Source organism: Novosphingobium sp. BL-A-41-Hi4A-0G (assembly GCF_055521735.1).
Genome location: NZ_CM145501.1, coordinates 1,980,082 through 2,002,440 on the forward strand (window position 1 = coordinate 1,980,082; position 22,359 = coordinate 2,002,440).

The 22,359-nt window shown below is 65.9% G+C and carries 15 protein-coding genes, 1 pseudogene, 1 riboswitch and 1 other annotated feature; of the genes and pseudogenes, 8 read left to right on the plus strand and 8 right to left on the minus strand.

Annotated elements, in window-relative coordinates; genetic code table 11:
• Positions 1-31: 31 nt before the first annotated feature.
• Complete coding sequence (locus ACZ1JX_RS09550; protein ID WP_465123326.1) at positions 32-694, plus strand: hypothetical protein; 663 nt, start codon at positions 32-34, stop codon at positions 692-694.
• A gap of 326 nt (positions 695-1,020) precedes the next feature.
• Here ACZ1JX_RS09550 and uvrA read toward each other — a convergent pair whose 3' ends face one another.
• Positions 1,021-3,918, minus strand: a complete 2,898-nt coding sequence (gene uvrA, locus ACZ1JX_RS09555) for an excinuclease ABC subunit UvrA (RefSeq protein ID WP_465123327.1) — start codon at positions 3,916-3,918, stop codon at positions 1,021-1,023.
• 200 nt (positions 3,919-4,118) lie between these two features.
• Here uvrA and ACZ1JX_RS09560 point away from each other — a divergent pair, with 200 nt between their 5' ends.
• The gene (locus ACZ1JX_RS09560) at positions 4,119-6,122 is read left to right on the plus strand and encodes a DNA methyltransferase (RefSeq protein ID WP_465123328.1); all 2,004 of its coding nucleotides are present in this window, start codon (positions 4,119-4,121) and stop codon (positions 6,120-6,122) included.
• Between the two features lie 39 nt (positions 6,123-6,161).
• Here ACZ1JX_RS09560 and ACZ1JX_RS09565 read toward each other — a convergent pair.
• Positions 6,162-7,387: pseudogene (locus ACZ1JX_RS09565) on the minus strand (IS3 family transposase); the annotation flags it as partial.
• Positions 6,992-7,106, minus strand: a sequence feature (AL1L pseudoknot). (Overlaps the previous pseudogene by 115 nt.)
• Positions 7,388-7,458: 71 nt before the next feature.
• Here ACZ1JX_RS09565 and ACZ1JX_RS09570 point away from each other — a divergent pair.
• Positions 7,459-7,956, plus strand: coding sequence for a hypothetical protein (locus ACZ1JX_RS09570; RefSeq protein ID WP_465123329.1), 498 nt, complete (start codon positions 7,459-7,461; stop codon positions 7,954-7,956).
• Positions 7,957-8,346: 390 nt separating this feature from the next.
• On the opposite strand, the gene ACZ1JX_RS09575 is transcribed toward ACZ1JX_RS09570, so the two are convergent.
• Both ACZ1JX_RS09575 and ACZ1JX_RS09580 read right to left on the minus strand, forming a co-directional pair.
• Positions 8,347-11,064 carry a transferrin-binding protein-like solute binding protein gene (locus tag ACZ1JX_RS09575; RefSeq protein ID WP_465123330.1) on the minus strand — a complete coding sequence of 906 codons (2,718 nt, stop codon included), beginning with the start codon at positions 11,062-11,064 and terminating at the stop codon, positions 8,347-8,349.
• A gap of 14 nt (positions 11,065-11,078) precedes the next feature.
• Complete coding sequence (locus ACZ1JX_RS09580; protein WP_465123331.1) at positions 11,079-12,446, minus strand: surface lipoprotein assembly modifier; 1,368 nt, start codon at positions 12,444-12,446, stop codon at positions 11,079-11,081.
• 168 nt (positions 12,447-12,614) lie between these two features.
• Here ACZ1JX_RS09580 and ACZ1JX_RS09585 point away from each other — a divergent pair, with 168 nt between their 5' ends.
• On the plus strand, positions 12,615-12,866 hold the full coding sequence (locus tag ACZ1JX_RS09585; protein ID WP_465123332.1) for a hypothetical protein: 252 nt from the start codon (positions 12,615-12,617) through the stop codon (positions 12,864-12,866).
• A 138-nt stretch (positions 12,867-13,004) separates the two neighbouring features.
• On the opposite strand, the gene ACZ1JX_RS09590 is transcribed toward ACZ1JX_RS09585, so the two are convergent.
• From ACZ1JX_RS09590 to ACZ1JX_RS09605, 4 genes are all read right to left on the minus strand, one after another.
• The gene (locus ACZ1JX_RS09590) at positions 13,005-13,736 is read right to left on the minus strand and encodes an ABC transporter ATP-binding protein (protein WP_465123333.1); all 732 of its coding nucleotides are present in this window, start codon (positions 13,734-13,736) and stop codon (positions 13,005-13,007) included.
• A complete protein-coding gene (locus ACZ1JX_RS09595) occupies positions 13,736-14,701 on the minus strand; it encodes a FecCD family ABC transporter permease (RefSeq protein ID WP_465123334.1) in 966 nt (321 codons plus the stop codon). The genes ACZ1JX_RS09590 and ACZ1JX_RS09595 overlap by 1 nt, the downstream gene beginning before the upstream one ends.
• Positions 14,698-15,576, minus strand: coding sequence for an ABC transporter substrate-binding protein (locus ACZ1JX_RS09600; protein WP_465123335.1), 879 nt, complete (start codon positions 15,574-15,576; stop codon positions 14,698-14,700). Before ACZ1JX_RS09600 ends, ACZ1JX_RS09595 begins: the two co-directional genes overlap by 4 nt.
• 125 nt (positions 15,577-15,701) lie before the next feature.
• Positions 15,702-17,588 (minus strand): TonB-dependent receptor plug domain-containing protein, encoded by a 1,887-nt coding sequence (locus ACZ1JX_RS09605; RefSeq protein ID WP_465123336.1) that lies wholly within the window; start codon positions 17,586-17,588, stop codon positions 15,702-15,704.
• A 108-nt stretch (positions 17,589-17,696) separates the two neighbouring features.
• Positions 17,697-17,895, minus strand: a riboswitch (cobalamin riboswitch).
• Between the two features lie 178 nt (positions 17,896-18,073).
• On the opposite strand from ACZ1JX_RS09605, the gene ACZ1JX_RS09610 reads away from it, so the two are divergent.
• From ACZ1JX_RS09610 to sucD, 4 genes are all read left to right on the plus strand, one after another.
• Complete coding sequence (locus ACZ1JX_RS09610; protein ID WP_465123337.1) at positions 18,074-19,240, plus strand: cell wall hydrolase; 1,167 nt, start codon at positions 18,074-18,076, stop codon at positions 19,238-19,240.
• A gap of 247 nt (positions 19,241-19,487) precedes the next feature.
• Positions 19,488-19,799 (plus strand): hypothetical protein, encoded by a 312-nt coding sequence (locus ACZ1JX_RS09615; protein WP_465123338.1) that lies wholly within the window; start codon positions 19,488-19,490, stop codon positions 19,797-19,799.
• A 398-nt stretch (positions 19,800-20,197) separates the two neighbouring features.
• Complete coding sequence (gene mdh, locus ACZ1JX_RS09620) at positions 20,198-21,160, plus strand: malate dehydrogenase (protein WP_465123339.1); 963 nt, start codon at positions 20,198-20,200, stop codon at positions 21,158-21,160.
• A 109-nt stretch (positions 21,161-21,269) separates the two neighbouring features.
• Positions 21,270-22,160, plus strand: coding sequence for a succinate--CoA ligase subunit alpha (sucD, locus tag ACZ1JX_RS09625; RefSeq protein WP_465123340.1), 891 nt, complete (start codon positions 21,270-21,272; stop codon positions 22,158-22,160).
• Positions 22,161-22,359: the final 199 nt, after the last annotated feature.

Consider the following 22,359-nt stretch of genomic DNA (forward strand, 5'->3'; position numbering starts at 1 on the left):
TCGGTCTGACTATCCTGCGATAACGCATTTTTTGAGTGCCGCCTTGGATAATATGGGCATTAAGGCCAGCTTCGAACCTCTTTATCCACGCTTTGACCGCACACGTCCGGAAGGAGGATGGGCCAATGTTCTGCTTTGGCTTGAGAAAAATCCTCCTGATTTCAGAATCCAAAACTACTTTTCCGGTGGCTTATTCTCAGATAACTTAGGACGCTCGCCCTTAGATGCAATAATCATGCAGCTTGATAGCGATGTACTGGAAGACTCCTCATTCAGGCAGTTCGTTGCAGCAAAATTTCAATATACCCCGCCAAAATCAGATGATTCCACAACCAGAGCTAACGCAGTAAGAGAAGTTTTGACATTGGCGGCGAAATTACATGAAATGACCGAAAAAGATGCGACCAGACACATTCCTACTCCGGCAGTGGAGTCGACCGAGAACTGGTGTATCGCGGCTTTCCATGGGCAACCTCGCATGTGGGAGTTACTGAGGGGCCAAGAGTTAATTGATGCCTTCATGGCTGTTCTCGAGACTTCAGAGGGACGAGTCCCACAGGAAAATTACAACAATATAGATAAGTCATATCAGCGACGCAATGCTTATTGCGAGCGCCATAAAGGTGGCTTTCAGCGTATTATTAGCTCGTGCCCCTGCTTTTCAGAAACAGTACGTCAATTAAGTGCGCTATAATTTCCAGCGACATTCGTGAGATTGCGGATGAATTGCGGTGACGCGTGTAAAGTCCCCGATTAGCCGTTCGGATTACGGTGACAGCTCACTCAAACCCCAATTCGCCGACCACTTTGGCAGCGCCGAGGACCACCGGTCGGGGATCAGCGGTGTTGTGTTGGCATCCTTCGACAGGCTCAGGATGAGCGGGGCTTGGGTGGTGGGGTGGCGCTCTTGCGAGGGTGCCCCTCCACCATCCTTCGGATGGTCCCCCTCCCCGTGACGGGGAGGAACCGGGGTGCCCCTCCACCACCTTCGGTGGTTCCCCTCCCCCGGTGGGGGATCAACTAGCGGTTCAGCAACGGGGCCATGTACTGGCCGGTGAAGCTGCGGGGGTTTTTGGCGACGTGTTCGGGGGTGCCTTCGGCGACGATCTCGCCGCCGCGGACGCCGCCTTCGGGGCCGAGGTCGATGATCCAGTCGGCGGTCTTGATCACGTCGAGGTTGTGTTCGATCACGACGACGGAGTTGCCCTGTTCGACGAGGCGGTGGAGGACTTCCAGCAGCTTGCGCACGTCTTCGAAGTGGAGGCCGGTGGTGGGCTCGTCGAGGATGTAGAGGGTTTGCCCGGTGCTGCGGCGGGCGAGTTCCTTGGCGAGTTTGACGCGTTGCGCTTCACCGCCCGATAGCGTCGTCGCCTGCTGGCCGACCTTGACGTAGCCCAGGCCCACTTCGTTGAGCATGTGCATCCGGTCACGGATCGGGGGGACGGCCTTGAAGAACTCTTCGGCGTCCTCGATCGTCATGTCGAGCACGTCGGCGATGGAGTGGCCCTTGAACTTCACCTCGAGCGTTTCGCGGTTGTAGCGCTTGCCGTCGCACTCCTCGCAGGTGACGTAGACGTCGGGGAGGAAGTGCATCTCGATCTTGATCAGGCCATCGCCCTGGCACTTTTCGCAGCGGCCGCCCTTGACGTTGAAGCTGAAGCGGCCGGCCTTGTAGCCGCGCGCGGCGCTTTCGGGGAGGCCGGCGAACCAGTCACGGATCAGGGTGAAGGCGCCGGTGTAGGTGGCGGGGTTGGAGCGCGGGGTGCGGCCGATGGGGGACTGGTCGATCTCGATCACCTTGTCGCAGTGTTCGAGGCCGGTGACGCGATCGTGCGCTCCCGCGATCACGCGCGCGCCGTTCAGCGTGCGGGCGGCGACGGCGTGGAGCGTGTCGATGGTGAAGCTCGACTTGCCCGAGCCGGAGACGCCGGTGACGCAGGTGAAGGTGCCGAGGGGGACTTTGGCGCTGACGTTCTGCAGGTTGTTGGCGCGCGCGCCCTCCACGCCGATGAACAGGCCGTTGCCCTTGCGGCGGTGCTTGGGGACTTCGATGCGGCGGGCGCCGGTGAGGTACTGGCCGGTGAGGCTGTTCGGGTTGTCGAGAATGTCCTGCAAACGCCCTTGCGCCACGATCTCGCCGCCGTGGACGCCTGCGCCGGGGCCGAGATCGACGACGTGATCGGCGGTGCGGATGGCGTCCTCGTCATGCTCGACCACGATCACGGTGTTGCCGAGATCGCGCAGGCGCTTGAGGGTTTCGAGCAAGCGGTCGTTGTCGCGCTGGTGGAGGCCGATGCTGGGTTCGTCGAGCACGTAGAGCACGCCCGAGAGGCCGGAGCCGATCTGGGAGGCGAGGCGGATGCGCTGGCTCTCGCCGCCCGAGAGGGTGCCGGAGGTGCGATCGAGGTTGAGGTAATCGAGGCCGACGTTGTTGAGGAAGCCGAGGCGCTCGTTGATTTCCTTGAGGATGGCCTTGGCGATCTGGCTCTGCTGGCTGGTGAGCTTTTCATCGAGCGCGCCGTACCATTCGACCGCGGCAGCGACGGAGAGGCGGGTGATGGAGGAGATATCGGCGCCTGCGACCTTGACGCTGAGCGCCTCGGGCTTGAGGCGCTTGCCTTCGCAGGTCTCGCACGGCTGGGCCGTCTGGAACTTGGACAGCTCCTCGCGCATCCAGGCAGATTCGGTCTGCAGCATGCGGCGGTTGAGGTTGCCGATCACGCCTTCGAAGGCCTTGTTGACGGTGTAGGACTTCTTGCCGTCAATGAAGGTGAGCGGCACGGCCTTGCCGGCGGTGCCGTAGAGAATGACGATCTTGACCTCGGGGGAGAGCTTGTCCCACGGCGTATCGAGGCTGAAGCCGAAATGCGCGGCGAGGCTGGCGAGGACCTGCATGTAATAGGGCGACGGCGGGTTGCTCTTGGCCCAGGGGACGACGGCGCCCTGCTTCAAGGACAGGTTCTCGTTAGGCACGACGAGCTGCGGATCGAACAGCAGCTTTTCGCCGAGGCCGTCGCAGGCGGGGCACGCGCCTTGCGGGGCGTTGAACGAAAACAGGCGCGGTTCGATGGACTCGATGGTGAAGCCGCTGACGGGGCAGGCGAACTTTTCGGAGAAGACGATGCGGTTGGGCGGGAGGCCGGTGCGCTTCATGCCGCCCTTGCCTTTCGCCTCTTCCTCACGGCCGGGAACGGGGCCATCGGCGAGATCGATGTAGGCGAGGCCGTCGGCCAGCTTGAGGGCCTGTTCGAAGCTGTCGGCGAGGCGGGTCTGGATGCCGTCGCGGACGGCGATGCGGTCGACCACCACCTCGATGTCGTGCTTGAGCTTCTTGTCGAGCGCGGGGGCGTCTTCGATGGGCATCATTTCGCCGTTGATGCGGACGCGGGTGTAGCCGGCCTTCTGCCATTCGGCGAGTTCGCGGCGGTATTCGCCCTTGCGGCCGCGCACGACGGGGGCGAGGAGATAGGCGCGGGTGCCTTCGGGCAGGGCCATGACGCGGTCGACCATCTGCGACACGGTCTGCGCCGAGATCGGCTCGCCGGTGGCGGGGCTGTAGGGGATGCCGACGCGCGCCCAGAGCAGGCGCATGTAGTCATAGACTTCGGTGACCGTCGCCACTGTGGAGCGCGGGTTGCGGCTTGTGGTCTTCTGCTCGATCGAGATGGCGGGCGAGAGGCCGTCGATATGCTCGACATCGGGCTTCTGCATCATCTCGAGGAACTGGCGCGCGTAGGCCGACAGCGATTCCACGTAGCGGCGCTGGCCTTCGGCATAGATCGTATCGAACGCGAGGCTGGATTTGCCGGAGCCCGACAGGCCGGTGATGACGATCAGGCTGTCGCGCGGGAGATCGATGTCGATCCCCTTGAGATTGTGTTCACGAGCGCCGCGGACGGAAATGGTAGTGAGAGACATGCGCGGCGGTGTTCCATATTTGTTCGATTGAGGCAAGGCCCCCTGCCCTGCGTCTCCGCATGTGGGGAGCGCGGGGGTGCGGTGCAATACGGGCTTTGGGGGAAACGACCCGGTGCGCAAAGGCTCCGGTGTGGTGCGGGTGATCACTTGGCAAGGAGGGAAATGTAAGGAATATAGGAACAAACACGTAGGCTGGCCTCTTGAAAATCGACGAGTTCATCGAACGCTGGCGCAACAATGAAGGCGGGGCGGAGCGTGCCAATTTCCCGCTGTTCCTGAGCGAACTGGCTCAATTGCTTGACCTGCCGCGCCCCAATCCTGCCGACGCGACCCATGCCAACAACGATTACGTCTTCGAACGCGCAGTAACCTTCAAGGACGAGGCCGGACGTGCCGGGCATGGGCGGATCGACCTCTACAAGCGCGGATGCTTCGTGCTGGAGGCCAAGCAGAGCCGGGAACGGGGCGGCGCGAAGGAAGTGACGTTGGCCGCAGAGCAGGCCGCACTGCCGGGGCTGGACGCCAATGGCCCGCGCGGGCGGCGCAGCGCGAACCGGGCGTGGGACGTGCTGATGCGCAACGCGCGCGAGCAGGCGGAACAATATGCCCGCGCCCTGCCGGTGGAGCATGGCTGGCCGCCGTTCATCCTGGTGTGCGACGTGGGCCACGCGATCGAGGTGTTTGCCGACTTTTCGGGGCAGGGAAAGAACTACCGCCAGTTTCCCGACCGTGGCGGCTTCCGCATCTATCTGGACGACTTGCGCGAGCCGGAGATTCAGGAGCGGCTGCGCGCGATCTGGACCGACCCGCACAGCCTTGACCCGGCCAAGCGCGCCGCAAAGGTGACGCGCGACATTGCCGGGCGGCTGGCGAGCGTGAGCAAGCTGCTGGAAGACCGCGGATACAAGCCCGAACCGGTAGCGCATTTCCTGATGCGGTGCCTGTTCACGATGTTTGCCGAAGACACCGGCCTTTTGGAGCGCGGCAGCTTTACCGAAGTTCTGGCCGATGCGCGGGGCAACCCGGAAAGCTTTGCGCCGATGCTGGAAGACCTGTGGCGTTCGATGGACGCAGGCGGTTTCAGCCCGGTCCTGCGCAAGACGGTGCGCAAATTCAACGGCGGGCTGTTCCATGAACGGAGCGCGATCCCGCTGCAGAAGGAAGAGATCGGCGAGCTTTACGAAGCGGCGAGGCACGACTGGACCGAAGTGGAACCCGCGATCTTCGGCACGCTGCTGGAACAGGCGCTGGACAAGGACGAGCGCAAGCGGCTGGGCGCGCATTACACCCCGCGCGCCTATGTGGAGCGGCTGGTGAACGCCACGGTGATCGACCCGCTGCAGGCCGAATGGGAAGGCGCGGTGCTGGGCACGGTGGAGCGCGAGCGCGAGACCGACCCTGCCGCCGCGATCAAGGCGGTGCACGATTTCCATGAGAAGCTGGCGCACACCCGCGTGCTGGACCCGGCCTGCGGCACCGGCAATTTCCTGTACGTGGCGCTGGAACTGATGAAGCGGCTGGAAGGCGACGTGCTGGAAGTGCTGGCCGATTTGGGCGGGCAGGAAGCGCTGGCGCTGGAAACCAGCACGGTGCATCCGCGCAACTTCCTGGGGATGGAACTGAACCCGCGTGCCGCCGCGATTGCCGAACTGGTGCTGTGGCTGGGATACCTGCAATGGCAGATGCGCAACGGCACCAGCATCAGCGACCCGGTGCTGGAAAAGCTGGCGAACATCACCGCGATGGATGCGGTGGTGAAGCACGATGGCGAATTCCCGCGCGCCGATGGCACCGGCACCGAACTGCGCAACCCGCGCCGCCCGGAATGGCCGGAGGCGGATTACATCGTGGGCAATCCGCCGTTTATTGGGGGCAAGGACATCCGCAGCCGGTTGGGCGATGCCTATGCCACGGCGCTGTGGAAGGCGAACCCCAAGATCAACAAGAGCGCGGACTTCGTGATGTACTGGTGGGACCGCGCCGCCGACCAGATGACGCGCAAAGGATCGCGGCTGAAGCGGTTCGGCTTTGTCACGACCAATTCGATCACGCAGGAATTCAGCCGCCGCACGATTGCCAAGTATCTGGACGGGCGGGTGCCGGTTTCACTGGTGCTGGCCATTCCGGATCATCCGTGGACCAAGGCGACCCGCGACACGGCGGCAGTGCGGATTGCGATGACGGTGGCGGAACCGGGCAAGTGAAGCGTCCCGGGTTTTCCGGAGGCAGTTTGAATTGGGACATGCCACCAAATCGAGGGTCTCGTTGGCTGCATAGTAGTTGGCCTCGGCCTCAGCAGGCGGGATGTGTCCGATGGGGCCGAGCAGGCGATGGTTGTTGAACCAATCGACCCAGCGCAGGGTTGCCATTTCCACGGCTGACACGCTGGGCCATGACCGCTGCCGCCAGATGACTTCGGCCTTATAGAGGCCGTTGATCGTCTCGGCCAAGGCATTGTCATAGCTGTCGCCGACGCTGCCGACCGACGGCACAAGGTTCGCCTCGGCGAGGCGCTGGGTGTAGTTCATGGCAAGGTATTGAACGCCCCGGTCGCTATGGTGGATCAGTCCGTCATCGGGGCCGGGGCGGCGGGCGTGGATCGCCTGTTCGAGGGCATCTAGGACGAAGCCGGCGGTCGCCGAGCTGCTAACCTTCCAGCCCACGATCCGTCGGGCATAGGCATCGATCACGAAGGCTACGTAAACGAACCCTGCCCAGGTGTGGACGTAGGTGAAGTCGACCACCCACAGGGCATTGGGGCGACTGACGCGGAACTCACGGTTGACCTTGTCCAGCGGGCATGGCGCCTTCGGATCGCCGACCGTGGTGATAGTCTTCTTGCCACGCCGCACACCTGCCAGCCCCATGGCTGCCATCAGGCGTTCCACTGTGCACTTGGCGATCACCACGCCTTCGCGCCGCAGCTGGTGCCAGACCTTGCGCGTCCCATAGAGACCGAAGCTGGCCTCATGGACGCGCTTGATCTGTGCCCGCATCTCATCGTCCCGTCGTGCCCGAGCCGGTCGCCTGCCGGGATCGGCAAGGCGGGCAGCATGCTCGTGATAGGAGGACGGGGCGATCGCCAGTTCACGGCAGATCGGCTCGATACCCAGGTCCTCGCGATGGGCGTCGATGAACGCCATCATCATCTGCCGTGGCGGTCGAGCTCCGCCATCGCAAAATACGCGGAAGCCTTGCGCAGGATCTCGTTGGCCCGCCGTAGCTCCTTGACCTCCCGCTCCAGCAACTTGAGGCGTTCCCGGTCAGTGGCGGCCTGCGCCACTGGCCCCGCTCGTCGGCTCGCCTCCTCGCGGCACCAGCGGCGCAGCGTCTCGGTCGTGCAGCCAACCTTCCCGGCGATCGAGGTCATCGCCGCCCACTCCGACGGATAATCCCCTCGATGCTCATCGACCATCCGCACGGCACGGTCGCGAAACTCAGGCGAAAACTTGTTCCTTGTAGCGCTCATCACAGCTCCTTCTCACAGATAGGAGCCTCCGGAAAACCCGGGACGCTTCAAAGGGCGAGCCGCTGGACATCGTGGAGCAGGACCAGCGCCAGCGCGGGCTGATCGATCTGATCTGCGAATTACATGACCGGATCGATGCGGAAGTGGCCGATGCCTATGGCTGGCCGCGCGATCTTTCGGACGAGGACATTGTGGCGAGGCTGGTGGCGCTGAACGCAGAGCGCCATGCAGAGGAGCAGCGCGGGATCGTGCGCTGGCTGCGGCCCGAATACCAGATCCCGAAGGCGGGCGTGGTGGAATTCAAGCGGCCCGAACCGGGTACGCAGATCGAGGCGCTGCTGCCCGACGTTGAGACGCGCAAGCCGCAATTCCCGCGCGACGCGATTGGGCAGACGGCAGCGGTGATCGACGCATTGCGCGCAGGCGCACCCGATGCCGAGGACATCGCCCGCCGCTTCTCGCAAGGGATGAAAGTGGCGCGGCGGGTGCAGGCGACGCTCGATGCGCTGGAGCGGCTGGGCCATGTCCATCGCGGGCCTGCGGGCTATTCCTTGCGCAAGGTGGCGTGAGGCTCCGCCTTCGCGGGGATGGTCCGGGGGCCATCCTTCGACAGGCTCAGGATGAGCGGGATTGGTGGTGGTCGGATTTGTTGCCCCTCCCGCAGGCGGGAGGGGTTGGGGTGGGCTTTTGCCGTCAGGCGAACCGGGTTTGGGCGCTGGCTTTGAAGTGACAGGCCCACCCCCGGCCCCTTCCGCTTGGCGGAGGGGGGAAACGTGGGATGCCCCTCCCGTTTGCGGGAGGGGGGATTCGAGGGTGGCTTTTGCCTTTCGACGGGGCGCTGTTGCGATGGTGCCCCTCCACCATCCTGCGGATGGTTCCCCTCCCCCGGTGGGGGAGGAATTGGGGTGCCCCTCCACCACCTTCGGTGGTCCCCCTCCCCGGGGCGGGGAGGAACTGGGTCAGTTCTTCTTGCCGAGGGTTACGCCCGAGAAGGTTGAGGCGGTGGCGCTTTGGCCGTTGGGGGAATCGAGGTTGAGGGTGAAGGCGCCGCCCCACTCGGCCGCGTTCACGCCGAAGAACAGGCCGTTGAGGAAGCTGGTGCTGCTGACGTTGGTGCCGATGCCGCGCAGGGTGAAGCTGTTGCCTACGCCGCAACCGGGGCACACACCGGCGAGCGAGCCGCTGTAGGTGAAGCTGCCGAGGTTGCTGGCGGCATCGCTGGTCACGTCGGTGGCGGTGAGCGCGAGGACGGCGCTGCCCGTGCCGGCACCGAAGTCTGCGGTGAAGGTGCTGGTGCCCGAAAGCGAAGCCTCGTTCTGGGTCGCGCCGTTGCGGCCATAGCCATAGACCACGCCCGAGTAGCTGGCAGAGCCGGTGCGCGGAATCTGGAAGCTGGGGGTGAGGCCGCCGAAGGGCACGTAGTAGCGCGTCGAGACCTCGCGACCATCGACGGTGTCGGTGCGCACGACTTCGGCAAAGCTGGCGTACGTCAGCGCGAGAGCGGGGTTGCCGCTGCCGGGCTTGAAAACGCGGGCGGTGTAGTCTGCGCCGCGATAGACGTCGAAAGTGCTGGTGCTTTCGGCGACCTTGTAATCCGCGGCGGCAAGCGTCTGCGCGAGCTGCTTGGCGGTGCCGAAGTTTGTCCCGGTGGTCTTCGAAGTGAGGATGTAGGACTTGTCGGTGGGATTGTAGGTGACCTCGATGTTGCTATCGAGCAGGCTCTGGTTCGAATTGAGGCTGGGGACGACATAGTACTGCGCAGAGCCGCCATTGAGCACGGTGGTGGTGGTGAGCGCAGCAAGGCCCGATTGCGAGGCGGTGCTGTCAGCCCCGCGAGCCCCGGCAAGGGTTGCGGCCATGATCGAGCCGCCGCTGCTGCTGGCCTGGACGACCGCGCCGACCTGCTCTGCCGCCGGGCCGAAGAGCTTGCCGGTGAGCGTGCCGCTGTAGTCGGTCGTGCCATCGAACGCGATCGTGCCGGTGAAGCTGTTGGCGCTGGAGGACAGGGTGCCGCTGCCGGTCCAGTTGCCGGTGTCGAGCTGCGTGCCGGGGTTGGCGGCGCCGATGCCGGGAACAGAGTTGCCCACGGTATAGTTGCCGAGCGTGGTGAGCGCACCGCTCTGGAAATTGAGGCTGAGGCTGCCCTGCCCGTTCACGCTGCGGAAGGGCGAGCCGTTGGCGGCAATGCCGCCATTGAGCGCGACGTTGAACGAGGCCGAGCCGGTGCGCGGGGTGGCGGCATCGGTGGTGGGGAAGCCATAGACGAAGGCATCGATCTGGCCGACGCTCGAACGGCGGTCTGTCAGCACGCCGGCGCGCAGGTAATCGGTGCTGGTGTAGAACTCGTAGGACAGCGGCGTGTCGATGCCGCGCCGGGGCTGCCACAGGATGCGGCCGTCGGTGCCGTAGAACACCAGCGGCGAGCCGTTCTCGCCCTGATGGACAGCGCTGACGGCGGTTCCGGCCGAGACCGAGGAGAGATTGCCCCCGGTGCCGAGCGTGCCCTTGGCCGAGGCGGCGAGCGGCTGGTAGAACTGGTCGGTGGCAGGCACGTCAAGATTGGTCGAGGTGTTGACGGGCGTGGTGCCGCGCACGCCATAGAGCACGCCGGTGGCAGCGACATCGGGGTTGGGGTTGTTGGAGAAGGTTGCGCCCACTTCCTCGGCTGCGGGGCCGAAGAAGGAGCCGCGCAACTGCCCGGTGCCGGTGCTGTCGAGCGTGAGTTCGCCAAGGAAGCTGTTGGCGCTGCGCGAGAGCAGCGCGAAGGCACGCCAGCCGAAGTTGCGCGCGACGGCGCCGGTTTCGACGTCGGTCTCGTCATAGAAGCCGCGCCCGGCCATGCCCCCGGAGAGGAAATCGACCGAGAGCGTACCTGTGCCGCCGAGCGCGTAGATCTTCGAGCTGAAATTGCGCGCGCCGAGCAGGCGGACGTCGTAGCTGGCAGAGCCGGTACGTGGCAGGGCGGAATCGGGCGTGTGCACGCCATAGGCGAACGAGGTCACGCGGCCGTCAACCGTACTGCTGCCCGTCGTTACCCGCTGCCACACGCCCGCGCCGACATAGCGCGTCTGCCCGGCACCGGTGCCGGTGGTGGTGAGCGAGAGGAACTCGGTCGTGCTGCCGGAGACGACCTTGTAGGTGGTGATCGCGCTGTTTGACTGGGTGGGGTCGATATTGGCGGGCAGGAAGGTGCGCGAGCGGGTAGCGTCGGACACGGTCCATGACTGGTTGGTGGCGTTGTAGGACACCGTAAGCGTCAGCGCCGCGGCGGTGGCGGTGCCGTTCGCCCCGCTAAGGGGAAAGCTTAGCGAGGCGACCGAAGCGTTGTTGCGGAAGGTCTCGCTGACCAGCGGGGCGACGAGGCTCGTGTTTGCGGTGGGGGTGGGGGTTGGCGTGGGTGTGGGTGTGGGTGTGGGTGTGGGTGTGGGTGTGGGTGTGGGTGTGGGTGTGGGTGTGGGTGTCGGAGTGGGCGTCGGCGTCGGAGTGGGCGTCGGCGTCGGAGTGGGTGTTGGAGTCGGCGTGGGCGTCGGAGTGGGCGTCGGAGTGGGCGTCGGAGTGGGCGTCGGAGTGGGCACAGGCGTGGGCGTGCTGCTGACGCCGCCGCCACCGCAGGCTGCAAGCATCAGCGCGATGGTCAAGGCCGAAGCGGTTGCGGCGCGACGATTATGGTTAGTCATTGAACGCTCTCCCCTCAGAATGCCGATGTCACGCCAAGTTCTGCGGCGCGGCGGCTGAAATCGAATATCCCGACGGTCGAGCGATTGCGCTCGGCCCGAAGGCGCAGGAAGGGCGCGATGCCCTTCCACTGGATGGCGCGGAATGTGGCGGCAAAGCCGATGGTCAGCCGCTCGTCGACGCGCTTTTTCGGATAGAGGAACAGGCGCTCGTCCGCTTCGAGGCGGGTGTAGCTGCCGTCGAGGACCAGCGTGGTGCGGCCCAGTTCGCGGAACAGATAGACCGAGCTGCCGCCGGTCCAGTCCGACCAACCCGGATCGCGCGCCGCGGTGCGGCTTGCGCGCAACTGCACGCCGCCGCCGAAGCGCGCGCTGAACGCGCGGTCGAGGCCGAGGGTGGCGGCGTAGATCGTCGAATCCTGCAGATCGTTGCGGCGGTTGTCGAGCCGCGAGAGCGCGGTTTCGGCGCGGAGCTGGGTGCGTTTGCCGAGGGGGTGCTGCCAGACTGCCGAGCCGCCCCAGCCCTTGCTGAAAGGCTGCTGCCCGAACCAGCGCCACGAGGGGCCTGCGGAGAAGGTAATGCGGTCCTGGCCGGACTGGAATTCCGGGCCGAGCTGGAGCGCGAGGGCGTAATCGTCGAACTGGCCGGTGCGGTAGAAATCGCCGCTGCCCGAAATGCGGGCGAGCAGGCGGGTCTTTGTGCCGAGGGGCAAGCGGGCATAGCCCTGTGCGCGAGCGGCGAGGCCGAGGCCGGACTTGGCGCGGGCATCGTCGCTGAGGGTGAAATCGCCGATCACGGTTCCGAGCGTATCGGACCGGGTCGCGCGGTTGATGTTGCTGTCCGGTGCAAGCGCGAGTTCGATGCTGCCGCCGACCGGCTTGGCGGCGGCGAGCGCGGAGGCATAGAAGCGCACCGCGCGCTCGACATCGGGCGGGAGTTGGCCACTGGCCTGCGCGGCGCGGAACTCGCGCTCGGCCGCCCCAAGGCGACCGAGCAGAGCGTTCATGCGGGCCAGTTCGAGGCGGACGCGGGCGACATCGGGCTTTTCGTCGAGAATGCGGCGAAGCTCGATCGCGGCATCGCGCGGACGGCCCATGCGGTCCGCCAGCATCAGTGCCAGCCGGAAGCGCGCCTCCGTGCGCAGTTCGACGTCCGGGTTGGTGGCCAGCGCCCGGTAGGCCGCTTCGGCAGTGGCGAAATCACCCGCATCGCGCGCGGAATCGGCGAACTGGAACAACTGGGCAGCGCTTAACTGGAGCTGCTGCGGCTTGGCGGGCGGCGGAGCAGATGGCGCCTGCGGGAGCTCCTGCGCACAGGATAGCTGAGGCGAAACGCCAAGCAGGATGACGCCTGCCGTTGCACGAACCGCCCATTGCCCGACCAAAGATTCTCTTTCCACAAACGTTCGATAAGCCGGGCGATTGCGATGGCAAGCGGGATTTGCCGTTCTTTGCCGATGGAAGTCGTAACTTTGTCGAAACCATACAATCCTCCATTACGGAAGTTTGCTAGGTTTCCATGACGAAAACGCAAGTATCTGGATTTTTGCGGAATGGTAATCGAAGTCCCTCGCGCCCCCGCCCAAGCCCCGGCTGACGTTTCATCCGCCATGGATGGATCAGTCGCCCGGCGCGCGCCGGCGCAGAGCCTGTTCTGCCGCAGCGGAGCAGCGTGCGACGATCGTCCGGCGATCTCGCAGCGGGTGCGCGAAAGTTTCGCTGCCTATTTCGCCGCCGATTTTGCTGCTGCCATGACCGAGCATCGCCATGAGAACGACGAGCGGAGTGCCGATACGGCGGCTTGAGGTTCGCATCCGACGACAGGCTCAGGGTGAGCGGACGTTGGTGCCCTTCCTGCCCGAAGAAGTAGGGCGTTTTGGCGGGTGCCCCTCCACCATCCCGGATCGGGTCCGGGATGGCCCCCTCCCCGTGCCGGGGAGGAATTACAAGGCCAGCGCTTGGTGGCCGGGTTGTCCTAGCCAGGTGGCTTTCAGGTTCCAGACTTTGGCGATGACGTCTTCGGACAGGGCCTCTTGCGGGGGGCCTTGGGCGATGAGGTGGCCCTTGTCGAGGACGAGGACGTGATCGGCATGGTTCATGGCCAACGCGAGATCGTGGACGACGAGGACGACGCCCCTGCCCTCGTGCGCCAGTTCCCGCAGTCGCCGGATCAGGGCTTGCTGGTGGGCAAGATCGAGCGCGGCAAGCGGTTCGTCGGCAAGTATCCACTGCGGCTGGGTAGCGAGGACGCGGGCTAGCAGGGCACGGGCGCGTTCTCCGCCGGACAGGGTGGACAGGGCGCGCTCGGCCAGGGGCTCAAGCTGCATCGTCGCGATGGCCTGTTCGACCGCAGCCGCGTTCTCGGAGGGGCCGGTGCGGTGCGGCAGACGGCCGAGGCCGACAAGGGTGCGGACGGCGAGGTTCCATGCGACCTCGCCCGACTGCGGCAGGTAACCGATGCGGCGGGCGCGCTCCTGCGGGGGCAGCTGCGTCAGGGGCTGGCTGGTGAGCGTGACCGTTCCGCGTTCTGGCGGGATCAGGCCTGCCAGTGCTGCGAGGAGCGAGGACTTGCCTGCGCCGTTGGGGCCGACAATGGCGGTGACGCGGCCCGAACGCAGTTGCGCGGTCACCTCGTGAAGCCGGTTGGAGACAGTCAGTCCGAGTGCTTCCAGCATTACGCCAGTTCCCGCCGCAGCTTGAGGAGGAGGCGCAGGAAGAATGGGGCTCCGGCAAGGCTGAGCGCGATGCCAAGGCGCAGTTCGCCGCCCTGCAGGGGGAGAATGCGGCACAGGCAATCGGCGACGAGGAGCAGGAGCGCTCCGGCGAGCGCCGAGGGGACCAGCGTGGCCGAAGGGCGCTGGTCGGTGAAAGGGCGGACGAAGTGCGGGACCATCAGGCCGACGAAACCGATCATGCCCGCAACCGCCACGCCGCTGCCTACGATCAGGCCGATGGCGACGACCATTGTGGCGAGAAGGCGAGCGGGCTCCACGCCGAGCGAGCGGGCGGCAGCCTCGCCCAGGGCCAGCGCATCGAGCGCGGGCGCTGCGCGCCAAAGGGCGATGAGGCCGAGCGCGGTGAGCGGGGCGGCGAGGTGGACTTCGTGCCAGCCGCGATCGGCAAGTGCGCCCATCAGCCAGGTGACGATCTCTGACAGCGCGAAGGGATTGGGCGAGAGGCTGATGGCGAGGCTGGTAAGCGCGCCTGCGAGGCTGGCGATCATCATGCCGGCCAGCGTGAACAGGGCGATGCCGCCGCTGCGTCCGGCGATCAGCGCGAGCAGGGCCATGGCTCCCGCGGCTCCGGTCAAGGCGAAGAGCGGCAGGGTGAGGCTTTGCGTTTCATAGCCGGTGTAGAAGGACAGGACTGCGCCGAGGGCGGCGGCAGGCGCGATGCCGAAAAGGCCGGGGTCGGCCAGCGGGTTGCGCAGGTAGCCTTGCATGGCCGCGCCTGCCGCGCCGAGGCCGGAGCCAAGGATCAAGGCGAGGAGCGCGCGGGGGAGGCGCAGTTCCATGAGGATCGCGGTGGCGTTGGGGAGCGGGGGGCCGAGCGGGTCGATCCAGACTTGCCCGGCGAGGAGCGAGAGCGGGAGGGCCAGCGCGAGGGCGATGAGGAGGATGGGGGTGAGGTTGCGGCTCACTGCGGGTGCCCCTCCACCATCTTCGATGGTCCCCCTCCCCGTACCGGGGAGGAACGGCGGACTTCGGCCAGACGCTCGGCGGCGGCGATCAGGGTGGGGCCGCCACAGTAGAGGAGTTTGGGGTTAAGGGTGGCGCGGCGGGTTGTGCGCAGGGCCTTGAGTGCGGGGTGGCTGAGGACACGGTCGTCGCCCTTCCCTGTCTCGGCAGTCTGGCCTGCGACGAGGATCAGTTCGGGCGGGTCTGCGAGCATCTTCTCGAGCGGGAGAAGATCGGCTTGCCCCAGCCCGCGCGCGGCGGCGAAATTGACATAGCCGGTGCGGCGCAGGAGATCGGCGATCAGGGTGCCGTCGCCGGGGACCAGCCCGCCCGATTGCCAGACGACGGTGGGGATAGGGCGTGTGCCGGGGCGCGGGGTGGCGGCGGCGAGTGCGGCATCGATGCGTTGGATCAGGGCTTCGCCTCGGTCGGGATGGCCCGAGAGGGTGGCGATCTGGCGGATCTGGTCGCGGCTGGCCTCCACCGTGCTGGCCATGCCGAGCGTTTCGAGGCGCAGGCCGAGGCGCTTGTAGGCGCTGGCCGTGGCGGGATCGATGAACGTGCTGCCGAGGACGAGATCGGGTTTGAGCGCGAGGACCTCTTCCACAGTGCCGCGCGTGGACGGCAGCGCGCTGGCGAGGCGTGCGTCCATCGAGGAGGAGCGCGGGTCCTTGCTGTAGTGCGAGATGGCGAGGATCTGCGCGGGGTCTGCCACTTCGGCGAGGATCGCGTCAGTGCAGGGATTGAGGCTGACGAGTGTCGGGTGCGTCTGTGCGCGGGGTTCGGGGGTGGCGTTGGTGTGGGGGATGCAACTGGCGGTGAGGAGAGCTGCAGACAACACCACCCCCTGACCCACTCCTTTGAAAAGGAGCGGGAGACGTGTGCGCAGACGTTCCGTAACACCGCCGAGGTCCCCGCCTTCGCGGGGACACAGAGGTTTGGAACGAGGCGCGGGTGCTGTCATCAGTAGCGCGCGCGGATGCCGAGGTAGGCGGCGCGGCCCCAGGTGCCGTAGTCGGCGACGGTCTGGTACCTGGCGTCGAAAAGGTTTTCGACGCGGCCGTAGAGTTCGACCTTCTCCGTGAGGGGGAAGCTCGCGCGCACGGTAGTCAGCGCGTAGCCATCGAGGCGGCGGGTGTTTGACGCGTTGTCAAAGCTGTCTCCCACAAGGCGCAGGTCGGCCCCGAGGGTGAGGCCTGCGAGCGGGGTTGCCCAGTCGCTCGAGAGGGTGAGCGCCTGGGCGGGACGGCGGGCGAGGTCCTTGCCACGGTTGGCATTGCCGGGAGTGCGGTTCTCGGTTTCGAGGTAGGTGTACGCCGCCTGCAGGTGCAGCGTATCGGTGGGACGGGCGCCGAGTTCGGCTTCGACGCCCTGCGCGCGGGCGAGGCCGACGTTGTCGTAGAGGCCGAAGGGCCGCGTGGCGCAGGCGTTGAGGCTGGCGCAGGAAACGAAGGTGATCAGGTTGCGGCTGTCGCGGCGGAACACGGTGACGGCAGCGTGGACCTTGCCATAAGCCGCGCCCCATTCGAGGCCTGCGTCATAGCTCTTGCTACGCTCGGGGTTGAGCGCGGCGTTGCCGTAGTCCGAGAGCAGCTGGTAGAGCGTGGGGGCCTTGAAGCCCTCGCCGTAGGAGGCACGCAGGCGCAGGTTTTCGACGAGTTCGAACGAGCCGTTGGCGCCGAAGGTCCATGCGGTGCCGAAGCGGCTGTGATCGTCGACGCGGACACCCGCGGCGATGCTGGCGCGGTCGGTGCTCCAGCCGAGCAGGGCATGGCCGCTGGTGAGGCGTGCCTTTGCTTCTGCATCGAAAGTGCTGGAGAAGCGGGTCCATTCACTGTCACCGCCGAAATCGAGGGTGAAATCGGCGGGGAGGTTGAGACGGCCGGTCAGGTCGACGCGTTCGGAGCGGCCCTTGTAGCCATAGGACGGGTCGGTGCCGAAGGTCGGGTCGAAGTAGTCGCGCTTGGTGTCGGAGATGGCAAAGCCGGTGTTGAGCGTGAGGGCGCTGCCGGTGTAGCGCAGGCCGACGCGGCCCGAGGCCTGGCGGGTGGTCTGGTATTCCGGGGTGTCGCCGAAGCTGTAGGTCGGCGGGGCGAAACCGTCGATGTCGGTACGGGTGTCGGCGTAGCGGGCGGTGGCGACGATCGCGAGGTCCTGCGAGAGGTTCACGCGGCCACGTCCGCCGACGCGCCATTGGCGGAAGCCGTCAGGCTCGGTGCCGGATGCGGCAGCGGAGACGCCGTTGCTTTCGGAATAGCCGCCGTTGAGGGTGAGTGCGCCGAAGTCACCGGAAAGACCGGCAGCGGCATCGGCGAGGTAGCTGTCGTTGGCGCCGAGTTCGGCGCTGGCTTCGACGCCGTTCAGGTCACGCGACTGGACTGCGATCACGCCGCCGATGGCCGCGCTGCCCCAGACGATGGAGTTGGAGCCGCGCAGGACGTCGATCCGCTCGACGCCGCCGGGAGTCAGCGTGCCGAAATCGAAGCCGCCCGAGGGGGCCGAGACGTCTTCGAGGCGGACGCCATCGACGAGGACGAGGACCTGCTCGGCGTCAGAGCCGCGCAGGCGCACGCCGGTGAAGCTGCCGGGTCCGCCGTTGCGGGTGATGGTGAGGCCGGGGACGCGTTCGAGGACGCGGGTGATGTCGGGGCCCTGGATCGACTGGATTTCGGCGGCGGTGATGACGGTGACGGGCTGGCCCACCTTCGTCAGGCTCGTCTGACTGCCGGTGGCGATGACGGTGATGGAATCGGCGCGGATCGAGTCACCGGTGACGATATCGTCGGCGCCTTGGGCAAACGCGGGGCTGGCAAACGCGAGGGCGGAAACGGAAAGCAGGTACTTGTTCACGAAACGTAACTCCGGCCACGAACGGTTGATGCCGTTCGTGGCGAGAGGTGCGCTGGGCCTTGGAATAGGCGCGCCTCGTCGCGTGCGCCCGGTACACCCCGCCCGGCCGCGGAACGACTACCATCGGCAGGTTTCCTGGCTCCCGGGTCATCACACGTTGCCTGCCTTCCCAGCGCCGGGATCGATCCGGCACCAGTGGCATCGTCTGGCAGCGCGCTCTCCGGTTACAGTTGCGGGGGCAGCGCCGGATTGGAACCGGCTTCCCTCTTAGCCCGGGTCAGCGGGCACCGTTGGCGTCGGGGGCGGAACTAGCGCCATCGATGTTGCAGTGCAAGAGCGGACATGCACTTCGGGGCAGGTCCGGGGAGCAGGTTAACCGGATGGCAGCGGTTTGTGCCGCATCGGGACAGCGGCGAAAGCGCGGGTGCAGGCCCAAGCGCAAAAGGTTAGCGCAATTGAGGATTTTCAGGATTCGCCGCAGACCCATGCCACTCGAGCTTGCCTACTCGCCGATCGAACTGCCTGCGCAAGCGGCGGTGATGGCGGCTGAGCTGCGGCCGCGCGATTTTGCCGCGCGCATCCGGCGGCGGGACATGCGCTCGATCCGCCGGACGTTGCGCGCGCCTTCGGTGATCAAGCAGCGGCTGGGCGGCGTGGCGATGTTCGGCATCTTCGCGCTGCTGCTCGGGCCGACCGGATGGGGCGAGCCGGGCGGCGTGCAGGCGGCGGTTGCCAGATCGCAGATGGCGGGTCTCCAGCCGTTCGAGCGCGGGGGTGACAGCTTTCCGGGTTCGGCGTTCTACTGGCTCGACACCAGCGACAGCGGGCTGATCGCCCCGACCGAAGCGCAGGCAAAATGGGACCAGAGCCATTCCGATGCCGAGATCGCCACGGCGCGTCCGGTCATGGCGGCGGGCAGCAGCGAGGACCGCTGGCGGGCGCTGCAGTGCCTGACGTCGGCGATCTATTACGAAGCGGCGAGCGAACCCGATGCGGGGCAGCGCGCGGTGGCGCAGGTGGTGCTCAACCGCGTGGCGCATCCGGCATGGCCGAACACGGTGTGCGGCGTGGTCTATCAGGGGTCGGAGCGGCCGGGGTGCCAGTTCTCTTTCGCCTGCGATGGCTCGCTGGCAAGGAAGCCGATGAAGGCGTTCTGGGACCGGGCGCGGCGCGTGGCCGCCGATGCCCTGGCGGGTTACGTCTATGCGCCGGTCGGCCTTGCCACGCATTACCATACGACGGCGGTGCATCCTTACTGGGCGCCGAGCCTGAACTTCATCGGCACGATCGGCGCGCACCGCTTTTACAGCTGGGCAGGCGCGGCGGGGCGGCCCGCGGCGTTTACGGCGCGCTATTTCGGCGGGGAACCGCTGGCCGCGCCGCATCCCCGGACGTGGACGCCCTCGCCCGTCGACATCGCCGATCCGCTGGCACTGGAGAAGGCGTTTGAGGCCGGGCGGATCGTGGCTCCGGCTGCGAGTGTGGTGCCGGTAACTGGCGTGCCGCAGGGTGTGTCCGGGCAGAGCCTTGTGCGGCCGCAAGTGTTGCCGGGGACGAAGGCGGGCGCTGCCGAGGCTCCGGTTTCGGGCAGCGGATCGGTGCTGCCGGGATATGAAAACGCGAACAAGTGGATTGCGCAGCCGGGAGCTTGATGGCCGCAAGGATGGTGCCTGAAGCCCCTCCACCATCCCGGATCACGTCCGGGATGGTCCGCCTCGCCCTTTGTGCTGCGCAAAAACGGGGAGGAACTGGCGATTGATCGCAAATCCGTTTCGCAACGGGTGGTTATCGCTTCCTTTACCGTGTCGTCACACACACTCTTAGCGCAGATGGGCCTAGAGCGGGGTCGTGGAGAACGGTTCCGAATGTCCCCGGGGCCGTAGAGAGATACGAGGTACCATGCTGCGTTTTGCGCCCCGTTACGGCATCATTTCCCCCTGCCTGTCGCGCTCGATCCAAGGGCGGCACTTGCGGGCGGTGAATGACAATGCCGAAAACTGGAGCGGTTCGTGGGCGCAGCAGGGCGAGGCGCTCGACACGGCGCTTCGGCTGTTTGCGGCACACGGCTTTTCGGCAGCAGCGCGGGCACGGGATGCTGCGGTCATTGCCGAGCGCAGTGGCGAGGACGGGCGGGTCGCGTTCTGGGTGGAAGTCTGCGCAACGCTCGACCGGCGCATGGCGCGCGACTTCATGAAGCGGCGGCGGAGCTGATTGTTACCTGACGAGTTTGCGGAGAGGAAAAGCGCAAATGGAAGCCCCGGTGGAAACGCCGGGGCTTTTTTGCTGTTCGGATAGTTCGTGCACAGAGGTTGCGTCTCCGCGAAGGCGGGGACCTCGGGAGGTTTCGGGAGATGTTGAGTTTCAACACCGAGGCCCCCGCCTTCGCGGGGGCGCAATGGTTCGGAAGCACGGCTTTTGCTATTGCGAACTGTTATCGCAAAAAGGCGGAAACTAGCCGTTTTTCGCGGTTGCATTCGTGTGCGTGCAGGCTTAGGGGCCGAGTCATTCTGCCAGAACTTTCCTGTCTCGCGGGGCACGGGGAGGACTTGGGCGCAAGCTCTGCTGGCATCTGTATGCTTGTCCCCGCGAACGGGAAAGGACCGTAGAGCATGGCACGCAAGAAGATCGCGCTGATCGGCGCGGGCAATATCGGGGGCACGCTCGCCCACCTCGCCGCCCAGAAGGAACTGGGTGACATCGTCCTGTTCGACGTGGTCGAAGGCGTGCCGCAGGGCAAGGCGCTCGACCTGTCGCAGTGCGGTCCGGTCGAAGGCTTCGACGCCAAGATCACCGGCACCAACGACTATGCCGACATTGCCGGTGCCGACGTGATCATCGTGACCGCAGGCGTTGCCCGCAAGCCGGGCATGAGCCGCGACGACCTGCTCGGCATCAACCTCAAGGTGATGAAGGCCGTGGGCGAAGGCATTGCTGCCAACGCACCCGACGCGTTCGTCATCTGCATCACCAACCCGCTTGACGCGATGGTCTGGGCGCTGCGCGAATTCTCCGGCCTGCCGCACAACAAGGTTGTCGGCATGGCGGGCGTGCTGGATTCGGCTCGCTTCAGCACCTTCCTCGCCTGGGAATTCGGCGTCTCGATCCGCGACGTGAACACTTTCGTGCTCGGCGGCCACGGCGACACCATGGTGCCCGTCACCCAGTACTCGACCGTCAACGGCATTCCGGTGCCGGATCTGGTCAAGATGGGCCTGTCCACCCAGGAAAAGATCGACGCGATCGTGCAGCGCACCCGTTCGGGCGGCGGCGAGATCGTCGGCCTGCTCAAGACCGGTTCGGCGTTCTACGCGCCTGCCGCCTCGGGCATCGCCATGGCTGAAGCCTACCTCAACGACCAGAAGCGCATCCTGCCTTGCGCGGCTTACGTTGACGGCGAGTACGGCGTTGACGGCCTCTACGTTGGCGTGCCGGTGATGATCGGCGCGAACGGCGTGGAAAAGGTGATCGAGATCGAACTCGACGACGAAGCCAAGGGCAACCTTCAGGTCTCGGTCGACGCGGTCAAGGAACTGCTGGAAGCTTGCAAGGGCATCGATCCCTCGCTCGCCTGATCAAATCTTCAAACACAGTTGCGCCCCATCCTCCCCTGGGGCCACCTGACTGCCGAGCCGCCCGTGCCGCAAGCAGCGGCGGCGGGCGGCAAAAACGGAAAGGAACGACATGAGCATTCTCGTCGACAAGAATACCAAGGTCATCACCCAGGGGATGACGGGCAAGACCGGCAGCTTCCACACGCAGGCCGCGCTTGATTACGGCACGCAGATGGTTGGCGGCGTTACGCCCGGCAAGGGCGGCACCAGCCACATCGGCCTGCCCCAGTTCGACACTGTGGCAGAAGCCAAGGCCGTGACCGGCGCGACCGCTTCGTGCGTCTATGTGCCGCCTTCGGGCTGCGCCGATGCCATCCTCGAGGCGATCGATGCCGAGATGGAACTGATCGTGGCGATCACCGAGGGCGTGCCCGTGCTCGACATGGTCAAGGTCAAGCGCGCGCTTTCGGGTTCGAAGAGCCGCCTGATCGGTCCGAACTGCCCCGGCGTGCTGACGCCGAATCAGTGCAAGATCGGCATCATGCCGGGTTCGATCTTCAAGGAAGGCTCTGTGGGCGTCGTCTCGCGCTCGGGCACGCTGACCTATGAAGCGGTGTTCCAGACCTCGGCCATCGGCCTTGGCCAGACCACGGCTGTCGGCATCGGCGGTGACCCGGTCAACGGCACCAACTTCATCGACGTGCTCGAACTGTTCCTGGCGGACGAAGCCACCAAGTCGATCATCATGATCGGCGAAATCGGTGGCGACGCCGAGGAGCAGGCCGCGCAGTTCCTGATCGACGAGGCCAAGCGTGGCCGCAAGAAGCCGATGGCCGGCTTCATCGCGGGCCGCACCGCGCCTCCGGGCCGCCGCATGGGCCACGCCGGGGCGATCGTCTCGGGCGGCAAGGGCGATGCCGAAAGCAAGATCGCAGCGATGGAAGCAGCCGGGATCAAGGTCTCGTCCTCGCCTTCGCTGCTCGGCGAAACGCTCGCCGAAGTGCTGAAGGAACGCGTCTGATCGCGTGAACAAGCTACCGCCCGGATAGGCAACCTTGCGTAGGGTGCCGCCGGGCGGATGCTTCAAGAATATCCGGTAGGCCAAGGCCCGTGCTGAAGCCCGCCGCAGTTACGAATTTTTGCGCGCCGGGTCGCGGTGTGCCGGAAGGGTCGGCTCTGCCCTGAAGCAGAGCGGGAAAATGTCCGAAGCCCCCAACCTC